This is a genomic window from Bradyrhizobium sp. 2TAF24 (genome assembly GCF_052115025.1).
GTDB lineage: Bacteria > Pseudomonadota > Alphaproteobacteria > Rhizobiales > Xanthobacteraceae > Bradyrhizobium_A.
This window is the reverse complement of the sequence record NZ_JBFRFW010000015.1, coordinates 1-15,658: the sequence shown is the minus strand read 5'-3', so window position 1 is coordinate 15,658 and position 15,658 is coordinate 1. Positions and strand designations below refer to the sequence as shown.

The 15,658-nt window shown below is 65.3% G+C and carries 19 protein-coding genes; 6 read left to right on the top strand and 13 right to left on the bottom strand.

Annotated elements, in window-relative coordinates:
• Positions 1–72: 72 nt before the first annotated feature.
• Complete coding sequence (locus tag AB4Z37_RS22700; protein ID WP_441519136.1) at positions 73–1,422, top strand: esterase-like activity of phytase family protein; 1,350 nt, start codon at positions 73–75, stop codon at positions 1,420–1,422.
• Positions 1,423–1,507: 85 nt separating this feature from the next.
• Here the strand turns inward: AB4Z37_RS22700 and AB4Z37_RS22695 are convergent, their stop codons facing one another.
• The 3 genes from AB4Z37_RS22695 to AB4Z37_RS22685 all read right to left on the bottom strand — a co-directional run bounded on the left by AB4Z37_RS22695 (position 1,508) and on the right by AB4Z37_RS22685 (position 4,853).
• A complete protein-coding gene (locus AB4Z37_RS22695; protein WP_441519011.1) occupies positions 1,508–2,458 on the bottom strand; it encodes an NAD-dependent epimerase/dehydratase family protein in 951 nt (316 codons plus the stop codon).
• Positions 2,459–2,550: 92 nt separating this feature from the next.
• On the bottom strand, positions 2,551–3,156 hold the full coding sequence (locus AB4Z37_RS22690; RefSeq protein WP_441519010.1) for a hypothetical protein: 606 nt from the start codon (positions 3,154–3,156) through the stop codon (positions 2,551–2,553).
• Positions 3,157–3,236: 80 nt separating this feature from the next.
• Positions 3,237–4,853 carry a peptide chain release factor 3 gene (locus tag AB4Z37_RS22685; RefSeq protein ID WP_441519009.1) on the bottom strand — a complete coding sequence of 539 codons (1,617 nt, stop codon included), beginning with the start codon at positions 4,851–4,853 and terminating at the stop codon, positions 3,237–3,239.
• 269 nt (positions 4,854–5,122) lie between these two features.
• On the opposite strand from AB4Z37_RS22685, the gene sugE reads away from it, so the two are divergent.
• On the top strand, positions 5,123–5,437 hold the full coding sequence (gene sugE, locus AB4Z37_RS22680) for a quaternary ammonium compound efflux SMR transporter SugE (RefSeq protein ID WP_441519008.1): 315 nt from the start codon (positions 5,123–5,125) through the stop codon (positions 5,435–5,437).
• A 10-nt stretch (positions 5,438–5,447) separates the two neighbouring features.
• Here sugE and AB4Z37_RS22675 read toward each other — a convergent pair whose 3' ends face one another.
• From AB4Z37_RS22675 to AB4Z37_RS22645, 7 genes are all read right to left on the bottom strand, one after another.
• Entirely contained in the window at positions 5,448–6,452 is a 1,005-nt protein-coding gene (locus AB4Z37_RS22675; RefSeq protein ID WP_441519007.1) for an anion permease, read from the bottom strand.
• Positions 6,453–6,466: 14 nt separating this feature from the next.
• A complete protein-coding gene (locus AB4Z37_RS22670; RefSeq protein WP_441519006.1) occupies positions 6,467–7,111 on the bottom strand; it encodes a DUF47 domain-containing protein in 645 nt (214 codons plus the stop codon).
• Between the two features lie 262 nt (positions 7,112–7,373).
• Positions 7,374–8,339, bottom strand: coding sequence for a branched-chain amino acid ABC transporter permease (locus AB4Z37_RS22665; protein WP_441519005.1), 966 nt, complete (start codon positions 8,337–8,339; stop codon positions 7,374–7,376).
• Between the two features lies 1 nt (position 8,340).
• Positions 8,341–9,204, bottom strand: coding sequence for a branched-chain amino acid ABC transporter permease (locus AB4Z37_RS22660; RefSeq protein WP_441519004.1), 864 nt, complete (start codon positions 9,202–9,204; stop codon positions 8,341–8,343).
• 80 nt (positions 9,205–9,284) lie between these two features.
• Positions 9,285–10,502 (bottom strand): ABC transporter substrate-binding protein, encoded by a 1,218-nt coding sequence (locus tag AB4Z37_RS22655; protein WP_441519003.1) that lies wholly within the window; start codon positions 10,500–10,502, stop codon positions 9,285–9,287.
• Between the two features lie 37 nt (positions 10,503–10,539).
• Positions 10,540–11,292: an ABC transporter ATP-binding protein gene (locus AB4Z37_RS22650; RefSeq protein WP_441519002.1), complete on the bottom strand. Its 753-nt coding sequence runs from the start codon at positions 11,290–11,292 to the stop codon at positions 10,540–10,542.
• On the bottom strand, positions 11,285–12,040 hold the full coding sequence (locus AB4Z37_RS22645) for an ABC transporter ATP-binding protein (protein WP_441519001.1): 756 nt from the start codon (positions 12,038–12,040) through the stop codon (positions 11,285–11,287). The genes AB4Z37_RS22650 and AB4Z37_RS22645 overlap by 8 nt, the downstream gene beginning before the upstream one ends.
• 489 nt (positions 12,041–12,529) lie before the next feature.
• On the opposite strand from AB4Z37_RS22645, the gene AB4Z37_RS22640 reads away from it, so the two are divergent.
• Positions 12,530–13,177: a glutathione S-transferase family protein gene (locus AB4Z37_RS22640; RefSeq protein WP_441519000.1), complete on the top strand. Its 648-nt coding sequence runs from the start codon at positions 12,530–12,532 to the stop codon at positions 13,175–13,177.
• A gap of 15 nt (positions 13,178–13,192) precedes the next feature.
• On the opposite strand, the gene AB4Z37_RS22635 is transcribed toward AB4Z37_RS22640, so the two are convergent.
• Complete coding sequence (locus AB4Z37_RS22635) at positions 13,193–13,549, bottom strand: ArsC family reductase (protein ID WP_441518999.1); 357 nt, start codon at positions 13,547–13,549, stop codon at positions 13,193–13,195.
• Between the two features lie 41 nt (positions 13,550–13,590).
• The gene (locus tag AB4Z37_RS22630) at positions 13,591–13,734 is read right to left on the bottom strand and encodes a hypothetical protein (protein WP_441518998.1); all 144 of its coding nucleotides are present in this window, start codon (positions 13,732–13,734) and stop codon (positions 13,591–13,593) included.
• Between the two features lie 118 nt (positions 13,735–13,852).
• On the opposite strand from AB4Z37_RS22630, the gene AB4Z37_RS22625 reads away from it, so the two are divergent.
• The 3 genes from AB4Z37_RS22625 to AB4Z37_RS22615 are packed head-to-tail and all read left to right on the top strand — an operon-like array spanning position 13,853 to position 15,146.
• On the top strand, positions 13,853–14,314 hold the full coding sequence (locus AB4Z37_RS22625) for a VOC family protein (protein ID WP_441518997.1): 462 nt from the start codon (positions 13,853–13,855) through the stop codon (positions 14,312–14,314).
• Positions 14,311–14,643 carry an ArsR/SmtB family transcription factor gene (locus AB4Z37_RS22620; protein ID WP_441518996.1) on the top strand — a complete coding sequence of 111 codons (333 nt, stop codon included), beginning with the start codon at positions 14,311–14,313 and terminating at the stop codon, positions 14,641–14,643. Before AB4Z37_RS22625 ends, AB4Z37_RS22620 begins: the two co-directional genes overlap by 4 nt.
• Complete coding sequence (locus tag AB4Z37_RS22615; protein ID WP_441518995.1) at positions 14,640–15,146, top strand: SRPBCC family protein; 507 nt, start codon at positions 14,640–14,642, stop codon at positions 15,144–15,146. Before AB4Z37_RS22620 ends, AB4Z37_RS22615 begins: the two co-directional genes overlap by 4 nt.
• A gap of 32 nt (positions 15,147–15,178) precedes the next feature.
• On the opposite strand, the gene AB4Z37_RS22610 is transcribed toward AB4Z37_RS22615, so the two are convergent.
• A partial coding sequence (locus tag AB4Z37_RS22610) for a filamentous haemagglutinin family protein (protein WP_441518994.1) occupies positions 15,179–15,658 on the bottom strand: 480 nt, incomplete at its 5' end.

The following is a 15,658-nucleotide window of genomic DNA, read 5'->3' as shown; positions in this document are numbered from 1 at the left end:
CGCGCCTGTAATCCGGCCATCACGATCGCTGCGCAGAACAGACCCCGTTCAACGATCAACGGGGCCAACATGATCCGCACCACTCTACTGGCGAGCGCAGCGCTGTGTCTCGCCACCACCCTGCCGGCGCTCGCGCAGCAGGAGTTTCCGGCCAAGCTCGCCGGCCATGCCGTGCTGCCGGCCGAAACCTTCATTCCCGCCCCGGCGGACGCCCCCGCCGACCTCAAGACCTCCGGCAAGTACACCACCGGCAAGCGCGTCGATCAGGTCGGCAGCGTGATGGGCAAGTCCTATGAGCGCGACACCGGCGTCAAGCTGCCGTTCCAGGGCCAGCCGATCCAGGGCCACTCCGGCATCAAGGTGATGCCGGACGGCAGCTTCTGGATCCTCACCGACAACGGCATGGGCGCGAAGGCCAATTCGCCGGACTCGATGCTGTACCTCAACCGCTGGACCATCGACTGGGCCAAGGGCGAGTGGAAGCACCTGCAGACCATCTTCCTGCACGATCCCGACAAGAAGGTCCCGTTCCGCGTCGTCCACGAGGGCACCGAGAAGCGCTACCTGACCGGCGCCGACTTCGACACCGAGGGTTTTCAGATCATCGGCGACACGCTGTGGATCGGCGACGAGTTCGGCCCGTATGTGATCAAGGCGGATTTGACCGGCAAGGTGCTGGCGGTGTTCGAGACGGTCGCCGACGGCAAGCCGGTGCGCTCGCCAGATCACTATGCCGTGACCTCCCCCAGCGCGCCGGGCGCGACCTACACCAACGTCAACCTGCGCCGCTCCAAGGGCTTTGAGGGTTTTGCCGCCAGCAAGGACGGCAAATTCCTGTACGGCCTGCTCGAAGGCCCGCTGTGGGACGCCGACAAGAAGGACTGGGAGAAGGTCGACGGCAACGAGGCCTCGCGCATTCTCGAGTTCGATGTCGCGGCGGAGAAGTTCACCGGGCGGTTCTGGTACTACCGCTTCGAGAACACCGGCAACGCCATCGGCGATTTCAACATGATCGACGGCGCGACCGGCCTCGTCATCGAGCGCGACAACGGCGAAGGCACCGCCGACAAGGCCTGTGCCGCCGGCGTCCGCGGCACCGACTGCTTCCCTGATTTGGCCAAATTCAAGCGCGTCTACAAGATCGAGCTGAGCGATGCCAATGTCGGCAAGCCGGTGCGCAAGATCGGCTACATCGACCTGATGAAGATCCAGGACCCGGACAAGAAGGCCCGCAAGCCGCTCAACGACGGCGTGCTGACCTTCCCGTTCTTCACCATCGAGAACGTCGACGTGGTCGACGCCAGCCACATCGTCGTCGGCAACGACAACAACCTGCCGTTCTCCTCCAGCCGCGATCCCAACAAGGCGGACGACAACGAGATGATCCTGCTCGACGTCGCCGACCTGCTCAAGGCGAAGTAAGCGGCCGAAACTCCCCGCCCCCGGCGCGCTTGCGCCGGGGGCGGGCGCTCCCGCCGCCACCTTGTCAGGCTACCATCATCACCACTCAGCCCAACCAGACCTTTTCCCACGCCGTGGGAGCATAGGGATCGACGGTGCCCTGCATCGATGCGAGCGTCAGCGCACTGCCGCTCTGAAGAAGGGGCCCCCGATCGCGGGCAATGCTGTCGAACCTCGACACATCCAGAGTGAGACCGGAATTTCGGAACGGAAAATACGCGCGCGCAGGGATGTCGGGATCGGAGACATAGCGGATCGACGCCGCGGTGTTGGCCACCGAGGCCAGCGTCTCGATCCATTCGTTGAAGCTGTAGGCGCTGCTCTCACCGACATTGTAGGTCCCTGCCGGGACGTCGAGAGCCAGCGCGATCTGCGTCACGAAGGCCGCCAGCGTCTCCACGAACATGAACTGAACACGGGTCTCGCCTCGTTCCGGAACGAAAACCGGCTTTTGCTGCAGCAGCCTTGACCAGATGAAGCGCTCCCGCTGCAGATAATTGTTCGGCCCGTAGACATAGGGCGGACGCAGGATGAACAGCGACTGGCCAAGCCGGGACGACAGCAGGTCCTCACAGCGCGCCTTGTCGACCCCGTAATCGCCCCAGATCCGGCTGCCGCCCGACGGATCCTCTTCACGGAAAGGGACTGATGCGCGGGCGTCGTCATAGACTGCCGCCGAGCTGATGAAGACATATTTTGTGGGCGGCCGCGCCAGAGCATCGAGCACGCCTGCCACCTCGACAGGCCGATAGGCCGACACGTCGACGATGACGTCGAATGCACCGGTCAGGCTGGCACGCAAGGCGACGGGATCTCCCCGGTCGCACACGATCTGACGGGTGCCTGGCTCGGGTCGCCGCGAGCCGCGGTTGAGACAGATGACCTCGGCCCCCGCAGCATGGAGACTTGCCGCGATGGCGCGTCCCAGGAAATAGCTGCCTCCCAGCACCAGGATGCTGGCTTTCGCCAAACCTGCTCCAGTCTCCTCCGACGACATCACTCCTCCGGCAAGCACAGTGCCGGCACATTCTAGAGCGCGCCCTATGACGACAATATATCGTCGCCTCCCGCTGCCGGGCGTGCCTGCCGCTACGGCCTCTTGTCGGAAGGCTCCATTGTGCGATTGTCGACGTACCGCACCAGGATCGGCCGGCCGGCGATCGCCCCGCCCAATCCCTTGCTGAACGACAGCGGCGCACAATGCGAAAGGGATGCGTCGATCGCCTGGCGATAGGCGGCACGCGTTTCCGGCGCGGCATCAGGCGTCGCATAGGTCAGCCGCGGCGGCGCGATCAGGGCGCCGTCGCGCCGAAAGCTGAACTTGACCGCCATCTGCATGCCCGCACGCGCGATATCCTGCTCCGGCGGCGTCCAGCACGACCGCAGCGCCTGGAACAGGTCACCGATGGTATCGAGGTCGTGATCGGGCATGCGGTAGCGTGCCGCATCCTTGTCCGGCGGATTGCTCTCGACGGTCACCTGCAGGTTCTCGCCGATCGGATAGTCGATGTCGGGAAAGCATGGGCCGCTTTCGAGCGCGCTGCACACCGACGGCGTGCATGGCCGGTTGTCGAACACGCTGCAGGGGACATGGGCAAAGGGCGACGGATCGGCCGGGCGACGCTCCTGCGCCACGGCGGACCGGCCCATGGCCACCGCCGCCATCACGATCAGGAGAACGATCACGGCGCGCATGGCCTGCTCCCGGAACCGATCCGGCCAGCATAGCGCTGATCGCGACCGACAGTGGCCGGCCGCGCTTCACATCTTCGCGCTCAGGACGCTTTCTTGACGTCCTTGACGTTGGCGAAGCGGATGCCCTCGGAGCGCTCGCGGGTGTAGTCGAGGTAGAACTGGTTCTTGGCCAAAAAAACCAGGTCGCCGTCGACATCCTCGGCGATGCCCGATCCGTTGGCGTTGACGAAGGCGTCGTACACCTTGCGGTCGTCCGCCGAGAACCAGCGCGCCAGCGAGAACTCGCTGATTTCGAAATCCACCGGCAGGCCGTATTCGGCGTCGAGCCGGGCTTTCAGCACGTCGAGCTGGAGCTGGCCGACGACGCCGACCAGCGCCGGCGAGCCGTCGCGCGGCCGGAACACCTGCACGACGCCCTCCTCCGACATCTGCTGCAGCGCTTCCTTGAGCTTCTTGGCCTTCATGGCGTCGGTCAGGCGCACGCGGCGCAGGATTTCCGGCGCGAAGCTGGGAACGCCGACGAAGGTGATGTCCTCGCCCTCAGTCAGGGTATCGCCGATGCGCAGCGTGCCGTGATTGGGAATGCCGACGACGTCGCCGGCGAACGCCTCGTCGGCGAGCGCGCGGTCCTGAGCGAAGAAGAACTGCGGCGACGACAGGCTCATCGGCTTGCCGGTGCGGGTCAGCTTGGCCTTCATGCCCCGCTGCAGCTTGCCCGAACACAACCGCGCGAAGGCGATGCGGTCGCGGTGGTTGGGATCCATGTTGGCCTGGATCTTGAACACGAACGCCGACATCCGCGGCTCGTCGGCCTCGACCTTGCGCAGGTTGCTGTCCTGGGCGCGCGGCGGCGGTGCGTAGCGCCCAAGCCCTTCCAGCAGGTCGCCGACGCCGAAATTGCGCAACGCGCTGCCGAAGAACACCGGCGTCAGATGGCCCTCGCGAAACGCGGCGAGATCGAACGGCTTGCAGGCCTCGGTGACCAGCGCCAGCTCCTCCTCGATCGCAGCGGCGTCGAGGTTGGAATTGCGCGCAGCGAGATCGCTGATCGCAATCTGCTCGGCCGAGCCGGTCTTGGCGCCGCCGCCCTCCAGCAGGCGCACGCCGCCGGTAAGAATGTCATAGGTGCCGATGAAGTCGCGGCCGCGTCCCACCGGCCAAGTGATCGGCGTGGTGTCGAGCGCCAGCGTCTTCTCGATCTCGTCGAGCAGCTCGAACGGATCGCGGGTCTCACGGTCCATCTTGTTGATGAAGGTGATGATCGGGATGTCGCGGAGGCGGCAGACCTCGAACAGCTTGCGGGTGCGCGCCTCGATGCCCTTGGCGGCGTCGATCACCATCACCGCCGAGTCGACCGCGGTCAGGGTGCGGTAGGTGTCCTCCGAGAAGTCCTCGTGGCCGGGGGTGTCCAGCAGGTTGAAGACGAGGTTCTCGAACTCGAAGGTCATCACCGAGGTGACGACCGAGATGCCGCGGTCGCGCTCGATCTTCATCCAGTCCGAGCGGGTGTTGCGCCGCTCGCCCTTGGCCTTGACCTGGCCGGCAAGGTTGATGGCGCCGCCGAACAGCAGCAGCTTTTCCGTCAGCGTGGTCTTGCCGGCGTCAGGGTGGGAAATGATGGCGAAGGTGCGCCGGCGCGCCACTTCGGTGGCGAGCGGCGAGGACGGCGCGTCGGCGGAAAGAGCGATGTCGGACATGGGCCGAGCGTGTGACAAAGAAACGCGGCGGGATCAAGGGTGAAGCGGCCGTCGCCCGCCCTCCGCCCCCTGTCAAGCGGGACATTTGATGCAATTGCATCTTTCTTTGACGCCCCCCATGGTCGTTCCTATGTAACGGGGAATGGCGAGGACGGCCTCGCCCCTTCCCCTCAATCCCCCGGCAGGGACGGCCCTGTCATCTGCGCCCCGGCGGGCCTTCCCTCTCGGGTTCCCGTCCGGCGGAACGCCCATGAAAGGACGTGGCTGTCATGGCCTGGATCATTCTGTTCGTCGCCGGCTTGATGGAGATCGGCTGGGCCATCGGCCTGAAATACACCGATGGTTTCACCCGTCTCGTGCCGTCGGTGCTCACCCTCGCCTGCATGGTGGCGAGCGTGCTGCTGCTGGGCTGGGCGCTCAAATCGCTGCCGGTCGGCACCGGCTATGCGGTGTGGACCGGCATCGGCACGGTCGGCACGGCGCTGCTCGGCATCGCCCTGTTCGGCGAGCCCGCGACCGCCATGCGCCTCGCCTGCATCGGCCTGATCGTCGCCGGGATCTTCGGATTGAAGCTCGCGACCTGAGCCAACGGGCTCAGCGCAGCGCCAGCACGATCCAGTAGCTGACCGCCGCCACGGTCGCCGACGCCGGGATCGTGATCACCCAGGCGACCACGATCGAGCTCGCCACATTCCAGCGCACGGCGGAGATCCGCCGCGCGGCGCCGACCCCAACGATGGCGCCGGTAATGGTGTGGGTGGTGGAGACCGGCACGCCGAACCAGGTGGCCAGGAACAACGTCACCGCCCCGCCGGTCTCGGCGCAGAAGCCCTGCATCGGGGTCAGGCGGGTGATGCGGTTGCCCATGGTGCGCACGATCCGCCAGCCCCCCATCAGCGTGCCGACCGCCATGGCGGTCTGGCAGGACAGCACGACCCAGAGTGGCACGTGGAAGTCGCCGCCGAGATAGCCTTGCGAGTACAAGAGTACCGCGATGATGCCCATGGTCTTCTGGGCGTCGTTGCCGCCATGTCCCAGCGAATACAGCGAGGCGGAGGCGAACTGCAGGGTGCGGAAGGCGCGGTCGACCGCGAATGGCGTCGAGCGCACCGACAGCCACGACACGATCGCCACCAGCACCAGCGCCAGGAAGAAGCCGAGCAGCGGCGAGGCCACGATGGCGAGGATCGTCTTGGTCAGGCCGCTCCACTCCATTGCCGCAAAGCCCGCCTTGGCGAAGCCGGCGCCGACGAGGCCGCCGATCAGGGCGTGGGAGCTCGACGACGGAATCCCGAGTCGCCAGGTGATCACGTTCCAGACGATGGCGCCGATGAGAGCCGCGAAGATCACCCGTGGATCGACGATGCCGGGATCGATGATGCCGGTGCCCAGCGTCTGCGCGACATGCAGGCCGAAAAACAGGAAGGCGATGAAATTGAAGAACGCAGCCCAGAACACCGCGTATTGCGGCCGCAGCACCCGCGTCGAGACGATGGTGGCAATTGAGTTCGCCGCATCGTGCAGGCCATTGAGAAAATCGAACAGCAGCGCGACGGCGACGAGGCCGACGAGGAGCGGAAGGCTGAGGCTGGCGTCCACGGCGTGCCCTTGGCTCAGACCTGTTCGATCATGATGCTGTTGATCTCGTTGGCGACATCGTCGAAACGGTCAGCCACCTTCTCGAGATGCTCATAGATTTTGGCGCCGACGATGTAGTCCATGGTGTTGGCGTTGCGGTGCTTGAGGTAGAGCTCCTTCAGCCCGATGTCGTGGAGGTCGTCGACCCGGCCCTCCAGCTTGGTCAGCTCCTCGGTGATCGCGGCCAGCGTCGTGACGTTGTCGCCGATCGCCTGCAGCAGCGGCAGCGCTCGCACCACGAGCTTGGCGCATTCCACCAGGATGGCGCCGATCTCGCGCATCGTCGGCTCGAACTGCCGCACCTCGAACAGCGTCACGGCCTTGGCGGTCTGGTGCATCTGGTCGATGGCGTCGTCCATCGACGTAATCAGGTCCTTGATATCACCGCGGTCGAACGGCGTGATGAAGGTCCGCCGCACCGCGGTCAGCACCTGGCGCGTGACCTCGTCGGCCTGCTGCTCGAACTGGCTGACCTGCTGGCAATAGGACGGCACCTCGTCGCCACCGCGGAGCACCCCCTGCAGCGCCTCCGCACCGCTGACGATGGCCTGCGAATGCTGTGCAAACAGGTCGAAGAAGCGCTCCTCCTGCGGCAGCAAGGCCTTGAACCAGCGTAGCATCGTTATCCCCTGCCCCGGGCCGACCATGGGCCGCAGGATCGCGGCGCACGGGCCGATACCCTTGCTCACGCGCCGCCCTTCGGATCGCGGGACTCGCCTGCGGTGCGATGTCACGTGATTGTCATAAAATATCGAGCCGGGAAACCGGGCATGCGACCAGCTCCCTCCCCATCCACAGGCTGTGGATAATCCCGATCCGTCAGACGACGACACCCCGGCGGACAGCCGCCGGGGTGCTTGGATCACGAAGCCGGCGCCGTGATTACAGCGATCGCTTGAAGAAGTGGCCGATCTCGCCGATGACGCCACGGCGGAAAGTCAGCACGCAGATCACGAAGATCGCGCCCTGGATCACCGTCACCCATTGACCGAACTGCGCCAGGTACTGCTGCATGGCGATGATCACGAAGGCGCCGACCACCGGCCCGAAAATCGTGCCGAGGCCGCCGACCAGTGTCATCAGCACCACCTCGCCCGACATCGACCAGTGCACGTCGGTCAGCGAGGCGTTCTGAGCAACAAAGATCTTCAGCGATCCGGCAAGACCCGCAAGGCTGCCGGACAGGATATAAGCCATCAGCTTATAGTGGTCGGTCTTGTAGCCGAGCGAAATCGCCCGCTGCTCGTTCTCGCGGATCGACTTGAGCACCTCGCCGAACGGCGAATTGATGATGCGGAAGATCAGCAGGAACGCCAGCAAGAAGACCGCGAGGATAGTGTAGTACAGCGTCGTCGGCTGGGACAGGTTGAGCAGCCAGAACATCTTGCCCTGCGGCACGCCCTGGATGCCGTCCTCGCCATGGGTGAATGGCGTCTGCAGGTAGATGAAGTACAGCAGCTGCGACAGCGCCAGGGTGATCATCGAGAAATAGATGCCCTGGCGGCGGATCGCGATGAGGCCGGTGATCACCGCAAGCAGCGCCGACGCCGCGACCCCGAGCAGGATTCCGACCTCCGGCGCCACCAACCAGACCTTCAGGGCGTGGGCCGTGACATAGCCGGCGGTGCCGAGGAACATGGCGTGGCCGAACGACAGCAGGCCGCCATAACCGATCAGCAGGTTGAAGGCACAGGCGAACAGCGCAAAGCACAGCGCCTGCATCACGAAGTACGGATAGATGCCGGTGAACGGTACGATCGCCAGCGCCAGCGCCATGATGGCGAAGGCGACGATCTCGTCGCGGCTCGAGCTGTGCGCGGGCGCGGCGTTGTCGGTAATCGATGTCATGTCAGTTGGCCCGTCCCGTCAGTCCCGTCGGTTTCACAAGCAGCACCAGCACCATCAGCACGAACACCACGGTATTGGAGGCTTCCGGATAGAAATACTTGGTCAGGCCCTCGACGATGCCGAGCGCGAAACCCGTGATGATCGAGCCCATGATCGAGCCCATACCGCCGATCACCACCACCGCGAACACCACGATGATGAGATCGGCGCCCATCAGCGGCCGCACCTGGTTGATCGGCGCCGACAGCACGCCGGCGAGCGCGGCGAGCCCGACGCCGAGGGCGTAGGTCAGCGTGATCATGCGCGGCACGTTGATGCCGAAGGCCCGCACCAGGGTCGGATTTTCCGTCGCGGCACGCAGGTAGGCGCCGAGCCGGGTGCGCTCGATCAGGTACCAGGTCGAGAGGCAGACGATGAGCGAAAAGATCACGACCCAGCCGCGGTAGATCGGCAGGAACATGAAGCCGAGATTGACGCCGCCCTTGAGCGCGTCGGGGATCGCGTAAGGCAGGCCCGACGAGCCGAAATAGTTCTGGAACAGGCCCTGGATGACCAGCGCCATGCCGAAGGTCAGCAGCAGGCCGTAGAGGTGATCGAGCCCGGAGAGCCATTGCAGCATGGTGCGCTCCAGCACCACGCCGAACAGGCCGACCACGAGCGGCGCGAGAATGAGCGCCCACCAGTAGCCGATGCCGGCATATTCGAGGAAGAAATACGCCACGAACGCGCCCATCATGTAGAGCGCGCCATGGGCGAAGTTGATGATGTTCAGCATGCCGAAAATGACGGCAAGGCCGAGGCTGAGCAGCGCGTAGAACGAGCCGTTGATCAGACCAACCAGCAGTTGGGCGTAAAGGGCTTGCATATCGATCGGTCTTTCCGGTCAGGCTCTCACGGATCGCAGGGGATGGATCCCGGCAGCGCCTGGCGCCGCCGGGACAACTCTCACTTCTTGACGAGCGGGCATTTGCTTTCCGACAGCGGCGTGAAGGCCTGGTCGGCGGGAACGGTGGCGACCAGCTTGTAATAGTCCCACGGCCCCTTGGATTCCGACGGCTTCTTGACCTCGAACAGGTAGGCCGGATGCATCTTGCGGCCGTCCTCGCGGATGGTGCCCTTGCCGAACAGCGGATCGTCGGTCGGCGTCGCCTTCATCTGGGCGACGACCTTGGCGCCGTCGTGCGGATTGCCGCCCAAGGCGTCGAGCACCTTGAGATAGTGCAGCACGCCGGCATAGACGCCCGCATGGATCATGGTCGGCTTCTGCTTGTTCTTCATCCGCTCCTGGAAGCGCGTCGCGAAGGCCCGGCTCTGATCGTTCTGATCCCAGTAGAAGGTTTCGGTGAAGTTCAGGCCCTGCGCCACGTTGAGCCCGAGCGAATGCACGTCGGTGAGAAACAGCAGCAGCGCGGCGAGCTTCTGGCCACCGCTGACGATGCCGAACTCGGCGGCCTGCTTGATGGCGTTGGTGGTGTCGCCGCCGGCATTGGCGAGGCCGACGATCTTGGCCTTGGAGGCCTGCGCCTGCAGCAGGAACGAGGAGAAGTCGGAGGTGTTGAGCGGGTGCTTCACCCCGCCGACCACCTTGCCGCCGGCCGCGTTGATTACCGCGGTGGTGTCACGCTCGAGCGCGGCTCCGAAGGCATAGTCCGCGGTCATGAAGAACCAGGTGTCGCCGCCGGCCTTGACCAGCGCGCTGCCGGTGCTGTGCGCCAGCATATAGGTGTCGTAGGTCCAGTGCACGGTGTTGGGCGAGCACTGCGCGTTGGTCAGGTCCGAGGTCGCGGCGCCGGAATTGATGTAGACGCCGTTCTTCTCCTTGACCACGTTGTTGACCGCGAGCGCGACGCCGGAATTCGGCACGTCGACGATGACGTCGACCTTCTCGACGTCGAACCACTGGCGGGCGATGTTGCTGCCGATATCCGGCTTGTTCTGATGGTCGCCGGAGATCACGTCGATCTTCCAGCCCTTCTTCTGCAGCCCGGAATCCTCGATCGCCATCTGCGCCGCGAGCGTCGAGCCCGGGCCGCCGAGATCGGCATAGAGGCCGGATTGGTCGCTGAGCGCGCCGATCTTGACCGTCTTGTCCTGTGCGAACGCCGCCCCTGCGACCAAAACCATCGCGGAGCCGAGCAGCAAGGCGGAGAGAGACCTCTTCATGTTTCCTCCTGAACCCCTTTTGTGGGGACGCTTCGTTTTAGACGCCGAGATAAGTATGCAGCTTGTCCATGTTGGCCGGCAGCTCGGCACTCGCGAAGCCGTCGATCACCTTGCCGTGCTCGACGATGTAGAAGCGGTCCGCGACGGTCGAGGCCCAGCGGAAGTTCTGCTCGACGAGCAGAATGGTGAAGCCCTGCGACTTGAGCCGGGCAATGGTGTTGCCGATCTGCTGGATGATGACCGGAGCGAGGCCCTCGGTCGGCTCGTCCAGCATCAGGAAGCGCGCGCCGGTGCGCAGGATGCGGGCGATCGCCAGCATCTGCTGCTCACCGCCGGAGAGCTTGGTGCCCTGGCTGGTAAGACGCTCCTTGAGGTTCGGGAACAGCTCGAAAATCTGGTCGAGCGGCAGCCCGCCGGGACGCACCGTCGGCGGCAGCAGCAGGTTCTCGCGCACGTCGAGGCTCGAGAAAATGCCGCGCTCCTCCGGGCAGATCGCGATGCCCTGGCGCGCGATCTTGTCCGAGGACGTCCTGATGATCTCTTTGCCCAGGAAGCGCACCGAGCCGGCGCGCTTGGTGATAATGCCCATCACCGACTTGAGCGTCGTGGTCTTGCCCGCGCCGTTGCGGCCGAGCAGCGTCACCACCTCGCCTTCGCGCACGTTGAAGTTGATGCCGTGCAGGACGTGAGACTCGCCATACCAGGCTTCAAGATTCTCGACCGACAAGACGACATCGGCGGCGCTGCCGGTCGCCGGCTCGCGGGGAACGGATGACGAAACATCAAGCATGACCCGCTCCCAGATAGGCTTCCTTCACCCGCTCGTCCTTGGTCAGGTCCGAGTAATTGCCCTCGGCGAGGACGCGGCCGCGGGTCAGCACGGTGATCTTGTCGGAGAGATTGGCGACCACCGACAGGTTATGTTCGACCATGACGATGGTGTATTTCGCCGAGATGCGCTTGATCAGCGCCGCGATCTTGTCGATGTCCTCGTGGCCCATGCCGGCCATCGGCTCGTCCAGCAGCATCATTTCCGGATCGAGCGCGAGCGTGGTGGCGATCTCCAGCGCGCGCTTGCGCCCGTAGGGCATCTCCACCGCCAGCGTGTTGGCGAAGGCGCTGAGACCGACATCCTCGAGCAATTCGCGCGCCCGGTCGTTGAAGCGGTTGAGCACGGACTTGGAGCGCCAGAAGTCGAAGGAATCGCCGTGCTGGCGCTGCAGCGCGACCCGCACGTTCTCCAGCGACGTCAGGTGCGGAAACACCGCCGAAATCTGAAACGAGCGCACGAGACCCAGCCGCGCGATATCCGCCGGCTTGGTCGCCGTGATGTCCTGGCCCTTGTACAGAATCTGGCCGCGCGATGGCGTCAGAAACTTGGTGAGAAGATTGAAACAAGTGGTCTTGCCGGCCCCGTTGGGCCCGATCAGGGCGTGGATGCTGCCACGCTTGATCTGCAGGTTGACGTCGTTGACGGCGACGAACCCGGCGAACTCTTTGGTCAGACCCTTGGTTTCGAGAATGAAGTCATCGGCCAACTAACTCTCCCCCTCCAGCCTTCATGCGGTGTGCCGCCGCCGTGGCCGGTTTTCGTGTCATGCCGTTTGCCCGCGGCAATGGTTTCACCCATCGGCCTCGGCGCCGGCTTGGCCGGGACTATGCCGCCAACTCCTTGCCTTCTGCAAGCCGTAAAGCGAGGCAGTCCCGAGATGTGTCGCCAAAGACATATTCGACTAAATGATAGCCTTTCCGCAGAATGCGGATCTCCTCAACGCCCCGCGCGGCGAGCCGGGCCGTTCGCAGCCGATTCTCCGATGGAAAACGCCGCCCCGGATGCGTCGCCTGCCCGCGCCGTCACAATCGTTCCGCCTGACAGAGCAGCACCCATATGACGGTGCGCCACGCCTTGCGGGTCACGATCCCGTTGACGCGGCAGGTATGTCGCGCCGCCGGATGACGATCCGGCGATTCCGGCGTATTTCACGGCGCGACCGATCCCCCCTCCCGCCCACGACCGATCAGGTGTCATGACCGCTCCCACAACAGACAAGCCCCGGATCTGGGGCCGTGCCAACTCCGTCAACGTCCAGAAGGTGATGTGGTGCAGCCACGAGCTCGGCCTGACGGTCGAGCGGATCGATGCCGGCATGCAGCATGGCCGCACCCAGGACGCCGACTATCTCGCCATGAACCCGAATGCACGGGTGCCGACGCTGGTCGACCGCGATTTCGTGCTGTGGGAGTCCAATTCCATCATGCGCTACCTGGTGCTGCAGTTCGCACCGGCGTCGTCGCTGTATCCGGCCGAGCCGCGGATCCGCGCCGGCCTCGAGCGCTGGCTGGACTGGTCGCTGTCGACGTTGCAGCCGGCCGAACGGCCGCTGTTCTGGGGCATCGTGCGTACGGCGCCGGAGAAGCGCGACATGGCGGCGCTGCAGGCGGCCACCGAAGCCGTGGCGCAGCTCTGGCGCATCCTTGATAGCCATCTCGCCGGCCGCACGTATCTCGAAGGCGAGCAGTTCACCCTCGCCGACATCACACTGGGCGCCTATGCCCGCCGCTGGTTCGGCATCGAGGGCGTGGACAAGCCGGTGCTGCCCAATCTGCGGCGTTGGTACGACGGCATCGCTGCACGCAGCGGCTTCCAGGTCTACGTGGCGCAGCCGCTGTCGTAGCGCATCTGACGCGCCTCAGCGCTTGCCCGGCACCGCCTCGGCATAGGTGTCGGGCTTGAAGCCGACCACGAGGCGCTTGCCGAGATCGAGCACCGGCCGCTTGATCATCGACGGCTGCGCGAGCATCAGCGCGATCGCCTTCTTCTCGGTGAGGTCCGCCTTGTCGGCGTCCGGCAGCGCGCGGAAGGTGGTGCCGGCGCGGTTGAGCAGGGTCTCCCAGCCGACCTCCTTGCTCCAGCTCTCCAGCCGCTTCTTGTCGATGCCGGCCGCCTTGTAGTCATGAAAATCGTAGGCCACGCCGTGGCCATCGAGCCAGGTGCGCGCCTTCTTCATGGTGTCGCAGTTCTTGATGCCGTAGATGGTGATTGCCACGGGAGAACCTCGCCGGTTGCGGGCGTAAAGATTGCCCTGCTCTAGCCGCGCAGCGGCCAGTGGTCGAGATGCTCGTGCCGCCCCCGCCCCACCAGGCTGTGCACGAGCACGATCTCGTGCACCGTCCAGCGGACCGGCGCGACCGCTCGCGGCATCACCAGGCGACGATCAGAGAGCAGCGTCATGTGCGGGGTGAAGCCAGCATGCCGAACCGCCACCACGACGGATTCATCTTGGAAGTGCGCATTGACTATTACTTCTCCCTGTCGTTAAATATTTCCAATTTCGACAAGGAGAGCCGATATGACTGACCCGTTCCAGCGTCCGACCCTGGTCTCAGCAATCGTCTACCGACATCCGCTGTCCGCCCTCGACTGGCTCGAAACGGCATTCGGCTTCGAACGCAGCATGGTCATCACCGGCCCCGACGGCAGCCTTGCCCACGCCGAGATGCGCTTTGGCGACGGCCTGATCTATGTCGGCTCGGAATGGGCCGACTTCGTCGCCAGCCCCGCCACGCTCGGCGGGCGCAACTCACAACTGATCCACGCACTGGTGCCCGGCGACATCGACGCCCATTGCGTCCGCGCACGCGCGGCGGGCGCCGCGATCCTGCAGGAACCGACCGACCAGTTCTACGGCGACCGCACCTATCGTGCGCGCGATCCCGAGGGCCATGTCTGGGTCTTTGGCGCGCCGGTTCGGGCAGTCTCGCGCGAGGAGGCCGAAGCCGCAACCGGCTTCAAGATCGAGGGCTGGCATTGAGCGCAGCCGCCGGCATCGACCGAACGCTCGCCGCCCTCGCCGATCCGGCACGGCGGCGGGTGATTGAGCTGTTGCGCGAGCAGCCGCGTCGCGCCGGCGAACTGGCGGACGCGGTCGGCCTCAATCCGCCGGCGCTGAGCCGCCATCTGCGCACGCTGAAGGCGACCGGGCTGATCGAGGAGAGCCATCCTGCCTTCGATGCCCGGGTGCGCATCTACAGCCTGCGGCCGCAGGCGATGACCGAGCTGAAGTGCTGGCTGGAGGAGACCGAGCAGCTGTGGACCATCCAGCTCGGCGCCTTCAAAGCGCATGTCGAGCGCGCACCATGACGCCGAACAGCATGACCTCCCGCGTCGTCGTCGCGCTGCGCGTCGCTGCCACGCCCGCGCGGGCATTCGCCGTGTTCACGACCGAAATCGCGGCATGGTGGCAGCCCAGCCCACTGTTCCAGCTCACCCCGCGCTCGCCCGGCGTGCTGGCGTTCGAGTCGGGCGTGGGCGGCCGTTTCACCGAAACGTTGCCCAACGGCAAGGTGTTCGAGATCGGCCGCATCGCCGTGTGGCAGCCGGGGCATCGCCTGGTGTTCAGCTGGCGGCAGGCGACATTTGCCGGCGATCAGGCCACCGAGGTCGAGGTGCGTTTCGAGCCGGTCGGCGCCGAGACGCGCGTCACCGTCGAGCACCGCGGCTGGGAGAGCGTGCCGCAGGATCACGTCGCCCGCCACACCATGCCCGACGCAATCTTCATGCGCCGGCTCGGTGAATGGTGGCAGCACCTGCTGGCGGCATGCCGGACGCGAGCCCAGGGTGGCGATTGCGCCACGCCGCCCTGAGACGGATGGCGCTCGCGCAATCGCGCAACCGGCTACAGCGCGCCGTGCCGCTCGATCTGCGCGCGCAGCCGTTCGCGCTCCTCCAGCGTCAACCGCTCCTGCTGCTCGCCATTCAGCAAGCCGTTGCCGATCAGCTGGAACGAGCTGTTCGGATCATAACTCTGCTGTGCTGAACCGCTGCGGCGCTTGCGTTTACTCTCGTCCCCCTCATCGTCGCCGTCACCGCCACCATAGCCGAGCACCTCGACCATGATGATCGATGCCTGCCCCGTGTTCGGCGGCGGCGGCGCCGCGGTCTGTTGCTGGGTCGCGCCTGCGGTGTTATTGGCCGACGTCAGCGCGCCGACCGGCGGCCCCTGCACCACCGGCACGCCGACCGATGCGCCCTGCACCTGAATGTTGGCAATGTTGAGCACATGCAGCGCCTCGAGCGTGAGATTGCCCGACACGCGGATGCCCGCCTCTCCCGCATCGATCGTGCCGTGCGGCGCGAACAGGTCGACATTGCCGGG